The 7,105-nt window shown below is 41.6% G+C and carries 2 protein-coding genes and 4 pseudogenes; 3 read left to right on the top strand and 3 right to left on the bottom strand.

What is annotated here, in order from left to right:
- Together JCM19055_RS27370 and JCM19055_RS12120 are read right to left on the bottom strand one after the other, a co-directional pair.
- Positions 1-579 (bottom strand): annotated as a pseudogene (locus JCM19055_RS27370) (collagen-like protein); the annotation flags it as partial.
- A gap of 126 nt (positions 580-705) precedes the next feature.
- The gene (locus JCM19055_RS12120; RefSeq protein ID WP_265182075.1) at positions 706-1,392 is read right to left on the bottom strand and encodes a hypothetical protein; all 687 of its coding nucleotides are present in this window, start codon (positions 1,390-1,392) and stop codon (positions 706-708) included.
- A 283-nt stretch (positions 1,393-1,675) separates the two neighbouring features.
- Between JCM19055_RS12120 and zupT the strand changes: the two are divergent.
- Positions 1,676-2,493: pseudogene (zupT, locus tag JCM19055_RS12115) on the top strand (zinc transporter ZupT).
- Positions 2,494-2,708: 215 nt separating this feature from the next.
- On the opposite strand, the gene JCM19055_RS12110 reads toward zupT, so the two are convergent.
- A complete protein-coding gene (locus tag JCM19055_RS12110; RefSeq protein WP_042359891.1) occupies positions 2,709-4,133 on the bottom strand; it encodes an aldehyde dehydrogenase family protein in 1,425 nt (474 codons plus the stop codon).
- Positions 4,134-4,422: 289 nt separating this feature from the next.
- On the opposite strand from JCM19055_RS12110, the pseudogene JCM19055_RS12105 reads away from it, so the two are divergent.
- Positions 4,423-5,228 (top strand): annotated as a pseudogene (locus tag JCM19055_RS12105) (alpha/beta fold hydrolase).
- Positions 5,229-5,496: 268 nt separating this feature from the next.
- Positions 5,497-7,023 (top strand): annotated as a pseudogene (locus JCM19055_RS12100) (AbgT family transporter); the annotation flags it as partial.
- Between the last annotated feature and the right edge of the window lie 82 nt (positions 7,024-7,105).

Genomic DNA, 7,105 nt, shown 5'->3' with positions numbered 1-7,105 from the left:
AGCACCCGTAGCACCGGTATCGCCAGCGGTGCCCGTAACGCCAGTAGGTCCCGTAGCGCCGGTATCGCCAGTAGCTCCAGGGACTCCACCACTAGGACCTGTTGGACCTGTATTACCCGTCGGACCAGAAATGCCTTGAGGTCCAGTCGCACCTGCCGCTGCAATAAGCGTGTAGTCAGGAGAAGTACCTGGCGTTCCTGAAGGAGGAGAAGTGTTGACGAGATAAGTGCTTCCTTCATACGTTACGACTTGCCCGACTTGGTAAGTTGGAGCCGTCGTAGGGTCAAACGGAATGACTCCTTGGAGTCCGATACCAGTTGCCCCAGTTGGACCTGTAGGACCAGTGGGTCCAGTCGCCCCTGTGGCACCAGGGATTGGTATTGTGATGACTGTAGGTGGCGCTGTTGGTATCGTTGGAATGGTTGGGATTGTTGGTGAAGTGGGGATTCCGGTAGGTATCCCAGTTGGAATTGGGCCATTACCACCAATGACTCCGGCACCATTTATTAGGTTATTGTTAATTGAAATTCCGTTTCGATTGCGCCGATTGGGATTCCATAAATGTTCAGGTTGATTCACGAAGACACCTCCAAATCAGAGAAAAATGGTCAAATCATCGTATGTGTAGATGGATTAGGAGGTGAGTCATAATTGACCTTTGCACAAAACAAAACAGCAAGTGATGATCTCATCACTTGCTGTAAATTATTGATTTATGCTGTTTTCAACTTCTTCAATTGATCCGACTGTATCAACAACTCCGTTACTGTCCAAAACGACAAAGGCAGGGGTTGTGTCTAAATCAAAAACATCTTTAAAGTTCGTTGCTGGTTTTTCTTCTGAAGTGTGGAGGTAGTAAACTTGCAAAAGGTTATCAGATTGCATAAGTTTTTCTACTTCTTGTTCATCTACATTTTCCATATTATCGTCATCACTATACACGATCGCTAAATGATAGCCCTCTTCAGAAGGAGAGTGTTCAGCAATAATTTCTTCGTTCGATTTAGGGTCGTAGACGAGAAAATCCATTTCTACAGGGCTTTCCGTAGCATCATAGTCAGCCATATCGAAGTCAAGTCGTAAACGGTCGCCTTCTTCAATGATTTCTGGATCAATTGGCGCTCCATCGCGGTCAATAAAATCTAACTCGTCAGTAATTTCTACTTCAAGTGTACGTAACATCATATCAGTGAAATCTTGTTCAAGCTCCTCTTGGACATACTTTTGATGAGCTGGAGATAAGTCTAGAATAACCGATGACTCAGTCATTTCCATGACATAGCCTGCAGTCATGTCCTCTGGGTCACCAATATGATTCGTCGCTTCACTGCCTGGTGTTGGATTCGTGCCACAACCAGCCATTAGGACTGCTATGCTACTAACGGTTGCCATTTAGTTTTCATAGTAAATCCCTTCTTTTGTTTAGGTTGCTAGGTTTGTCGTCAAAGAATTGAAAACGTTACATCGTTTAATGCAGGCAACATGAAAGCGGTGAGGTTTAGACTGTGGTCTGTTCATTTTTTTAGAGACAAACATATGAATCCACTGTGTAAGTCACGTGGGTGTTGTTAGTTAAAAAGCTTATCGTGCCGACGAACTATGAAACTTGAGACGAGTATCTTTTGGCCAGTTTCACCATAGACTAGTGTGAACAGAGGAAGTGGAGGTCTAGGGGATGGGGGAAGAAGTCTGGATCGCATTTTTATTAACATTAATGGCAGGACTAGCAACAGGAATTGGTAGTCTAATTGCTTTTTTTTACGTCGACGACAAACACGAAGTTCCTTTCGTGGGCGTTAGGGTTTAGTGCGGGCGTGATGATCTTTATTTCATTTGTAGAGATCTATCCTAAAGCATTAGTAGCATTAACGAATAGTACTGGAGTGGAAACAGGTAAGTGGTTGACCGTTCTCAGTTTTTTCTGTGGAATGCTTTTAATTGCAATTATTGATCGATTCGTACCGAACGAGAAAAATCCACATGAAGTAAAAAAAAGTAGAAGATATGAACCGTTCTTTACGCGAAGTTCATAAACAGCAACCTGACTTATTAAAAATGGGGACGTTTACTGCATTGGCAATTGCGATTCACAACTTTCCAGAGGGAATTGCTACATTTGCTTCGGCATTACACGATCCAACACTCGGTATAGCAATTGCGATTGCAGTTGCCATTCACAATATTCCAGAAGGTATTGCTGTAAGTGTTCCGGTTTATTTTGCAACGGGGAGCAGAAAGAAAGCATTTAAGTTGTCTTTTCTGTCAGGACTAGCAGAGCCGCTCGGTGCTGTTGTCGCATTTTTATTTCTAATGCCTTATTTGAACGAAATGATGTTTGGATTTATTTTTGCAGCAGTCGCAGGCATTATGGTTTTTATCTCACTAGATGAACTTTTACCTGCAGCGCGTGAATATGATGAAGGCCATTCAACGATTTATGGCGTTGTGTTTGGAATGGCAATTATGGCAGTGAGTATTATTTTGTTCATGTAAATTAAGCTTTTTGAAATGCTCGGCGTTCGGCATATTCAAGACACTTTTCACATACGAGAACCGTATCTTTTTCAAGAGTAAGGTAGCGTTTCATATGTGGGGTTTTTCCTTTACAAAAGAAACAGCTTTTTCTTTGGAATAAGCGTTTGAACATGATGTTCACCTCATAGTAAAACCCTTGCAATGAATCATCGCAAGGGCTTTGTAGTTTATCATTATGATACGCCAACGACTGCTTTAATTTCAAGATATTCTTCGATTCCATATTCGCCCCATTCGCGCCCAACTCCTGATTGCTTGTAACCTCCAAAAGGAGCAGAGAAGTCAGAAGGGGGGTTGTTAATGGAGATACGTCCAGCACGGATAGAAGAAGCAACTTTTTGAACAGTTTCTTCATCTTCACCAACGACGTAGCCTGCAAGACCGTAGATCGTATCGTTCGCAATTTCAATAGCTTCTTCTAACGTATCGTACGTAATAATTGACATGACCGGTCCGAAAATTTCTTCTTGTGCAATCGTCATGTCATTTTTGACGTTTGTGAAAACGGTCGGTTTTACGTAATATCCTGTTTCAAGGCCTTCTGGTTTACCTGTACCACCTGCAATAAGTTCTGCACCTTCATCAAGACCTTTTTGAATGTAGTCTTGTACACGATCATATTGCTTTTCGGCAACGAGAGGTCCATAAAATGTCTTCTCATCTCGAGGGTTTCCAACACTGAACCTAGGAAGTACCCCTTTCAAAGCCTCGATGAATTCTTCGTGTTTTGCTTTAGAGACGAGAGTACGGGTTGCAGCTGTACATACTTGACCAGAGTTTGCGAAAACATTACCAGCAGCAATTTTAGCTGCTTTCTTCATATCGTAATCATCAAGTACGATTAATGGTGATTTACCACCGAGTTCAAGTGCGACTCGCTTAATCGTTTTCGCTGCATTTTCACTTATTTTTTGTCCGACGGCTCCAGAGCCTGTAAAGGATACGAAATCGATATCAGGGTGTGAGCTAATCGCATCGCCTACGGTTTCCCCTGAGCCATTGACAAGGTTGAATACCCCTTTTGGCACGCCAGCAGCTTCAAAGACTTCCGTTAGGATAAGTGCAGCATAAGGTGTAAGTTCAGATGGCTTTAGGACGACCGTGCTACCAGCGGCAAATGCACTTGCAAGCTTTGTTGACGTTTGGTTCGTTGGGAAGTTCCACGGCGTAATGAGACCGCTTACACCGATCGCTTCTTTACGGATTAATGTAGGTCCACGCTTTTCGGTAAATTCAAACGTCTCAAGTTCTTTTGCGACTTGACGGAAATGGGCAAGTCCCATATTATAGTGAACTTTCTCACTCATAACGATCGGAGCACCGAGTTCTTGTGTAATCATCTCAACAAAATCATCTTTACGCTTTTCGTATTCATCTGCAATACGAGTTAATAGTGCAATTCGTTCTTCTTTTGTCGTTTGTGAGAAAGCTGGAAATGCTTTACGAGCTGCCTTAACAGCAAGGTCCACATCTTCTTTCGTTCCATTACTAATCGTGCCGATAACTTCTTCAGTGGCAGGGTTTAATACTTCAATCGTATCCGTACTTGTAGATTTCACCCATTCACCATCAATAAAATGTAAAAGATCAGATCTCATAACAAGCCTTCACTCCTTTTAAGTAATCGTAAACACGTATTCTTCTTCAGTATAGTTCGAATGTAGAGGTGCTGGCTAGCTTTTTATTAAAAAAATCTGAATTTATCGGTAAAATATGCTATCTATCATTTTACATATACATAGAACGATGGCGTTTCGTTAACGTTTCATTTCAGATAATTGTAATGCTAGTCTAAACGATTCCCCCATGTTTGTTTTTCTAGTTTCACAAATGGAAGTTATGGGAATTGCATTAGCAGTAACTAAATACTGGAAAGGCGTGTCTTACATGGGTCACTATATTGAAACGTTCGATCAAACAAAACTATTTGTAGAAGATATTGGAGAAGGAACACCAGTCATCTTTTTACACGGTTGGCCTGTTAATCACCGTATGTTTGATCATCAAATGGCTGTGCTACCAGAAAAAGGATACCGCTTTATTGGTGTCGATTTAAGAGGTTTCGGTAAATCGGATAAGCTTCATCTGGATATACGTATGACGCACTAGCTGATGATCTTAGAGCTGTGATTGACAAGTTACAATTGGACGATGCAGTTTTAGCTGGTTTCTCAATGGGTGGCGCAATTGCCATTCGATATATGGCAAGGCATGAAGGAAAAGGAATTCGTAAGCTTGCTTTATTAGGAGCGGCAGCACCTGTATTCACAGAACGCGATGATTTCCAGTTTGGAATACCAAAAGATAATGTTAATGGATTAATTGAAGGTGCATACGAAGATCGAGCGAAGATGCTTGAAGACTTCGGAGAGTTATTCTTTGGTCACGAACCGAGTGAGGCTTACAATCGTTGGTTCCATAGCTTAGCGATGGACGCAAGCCCACATGCAACGATTGCATGTGCAAGAACGTTACGTGATGCGGATCTACGAGATGACTTATCAGCAATAGAAGTACCAACCGCAATTTTGCACGGTAAGAATGATGAGATTTGTCCCTTTGATTTAGCAGAAGTCATGGAGTCGGGCATTGAAGCGGCTGAAATCGTCCCATTTAACGATAGTGGTCACAGTTTATTCTATGATGAGCGAGAGAAGTTCACAGAAGAACTCATTCGTTTCTTTGAAAAATAAAGTGTAGAAGCTATGTAACGATTTTTTTGTTACGTAGCTTCTTTTTTTTATGAACTGATAGCGGACATTTACATACATATCCTTGGAAAAAATTTATTTTTTTAGAATAATAATATCTCGTTGACATTTAGGCATGAAAATTGCATTATTAGTTTTATGGATTTTGAAGTCGACGTTTGTCGGCGATAATTGTTTGAATTCTTTTGCGATAAGAGAGTAGAAAGAGGGCAGTGTTAGTTATGAATGAGGAAACTGAGAAAAAAACCTAGAAAAAAAAGGGCTTTTTCAACGCTTTTTAGACTTTGTAGAGAAGACGGGAAATAATTTACCACACCCTGTCACATTGTTTGCACTATTGGCGTTAATCGTCATCTTGGCTTCTGCAATTGTATCTAGTTTTAATGTTTCTGTTGACGACCCGGTGAACAGTGGGGAGTCTGTTGAAGTTCTCAATTTGTTAAGTGGCGAAGGAATTACTTATATATTTTCGAGTATGGTCGATAACTTTATCAATTTCGCCCCACTCGGTGTCGTATTAGCGACAATGATTGGTATTGGTGTATGTGAACGTACAGGACTTATCAACGCAGGGTTAAAAGCGTTTGTATTATCAATCCCGAACCGTCTCATTACAGCAGGTCTATTGTTTGCGGCTATCATGTCAAGTGTTGCAACTGATGCAGGGTATGTCGTATTGCCCCCTCTAGGAGCGGTCATTTATGCTGCACTCGGTCGACACCCGATCGCTGGTCTTGCTACGGCATTTGCAGGTGTTTCTGGTGGCTTTAGTGCCAATTTGATCCTAACATCAATTGATCCGATGCTCGGTCAAATGACGATCAATGCTGCAGCAACTATGGATCCAGCATACGCTGATCAAATGAATGTCGCGATGAACTGGTGGTTCATCATTGCTTCAACCATTTTACTGACGATCGTAGGTACAATTGTTTCTGAGAAAATTGTAGAGCCAAGACTTGGCGAGTACAAAGGAGATTACCGTGGGGATCTTGAACGTCTAAAGCCAGTTGAGAAAAAAGGACTGACGTATTCAGTCATTTCAATCGTCGTAACGGCAGGAATCTTAAGTCTACTCATTCTTCCAGAATGGGGACCGATGCGGGGAGACGATCCTGAGATGCCGATCGTCATGTCTCCATTTATGGATTCACTCGTCGTCTTTATACTCATTCTTTTCTTAGTGCCTGGTATTGTTTATGGTATCGTTACAAAAGAAATTCGAAGTGATAAAGATGTCGCGAAACAAATGTCTGATACGATGGCTTCTATGGGGATGTTCATCGTGCTTGCTTTTACAGCTGGACAATTTGTTGCTTTCTTTAATGAATCGAACTTAGACCTTGTTCTTGGAATTTATGGTGGTGAGTTCCTTACATCATTGAATATTGATGGACTCCCCGTTGTTATTGGCTTTATCATCATTACCGCAATGTTAAATATGTTCATCGGTTCGGCGTCTGCTAAATGGGCGATGATGGCACCGATTTTCGTACCAATTATGATGCAAACGGGTTATTCGCCAGAGCTTGCACAAGCAGTATATCGTGTGTCAGACTCTGCAACGAATATGTTGACGCCATTGTTACCGTACTTTGCAATGATTATTGCTTTTGCACAAAAATATGACCGCAAGATGGGTATTGGTACGCTCATTTCGACGATGTTCCCATTCTCAATCTTTTTCCTCATATCGTGGTCAATCATGTTGATTGTGTGGATGTTCTTAGGTCTAGATCTTGGACCAAATGCACCAATTCATTATGACCCTTCATAATGACGTTAAAAGTAATCGAAAGCTGCCTTAGAGATCGTTAATCTCTAAGCAGCTTTTTTTTGTGTGTAATGAAGTTCTGCCG

The sequence above is a fragment of the Geomicrobium sp. JCM 19055 genome, from assembly GCF_000698185.1.
GTDB classification, from domain to species: Bacteria; Bacillota; Bacilli; order Bacillales; family Marinococcaceae; genus Geomicrobium_A; species Geomicrobium_A sediminis.
The sequence above is the reverse complement of the archived record's forward strand: the minus strand, read 5'-3'. Positions and strand labels throughout refer to the sequence as shown.

What these genes read in the sequence shown, in the direction of transcription:
- JCM19055_RS12120 (WP_265182075.1), bottom strand. Translation starts at nt 1,392, where the DNA reads ATGGCAACCGTTAGTAGCATAGCAGTCCTAATGGCTGGTTGTGGCACG.
- JCM19055_RS12110 (WP_042359891.1), bottom strand. Translation starts at nt 4,133, where the DNA reads ATGAGATCTGATCTTTTACATTTTATTGATGGTGAATGGGTGAAATCT.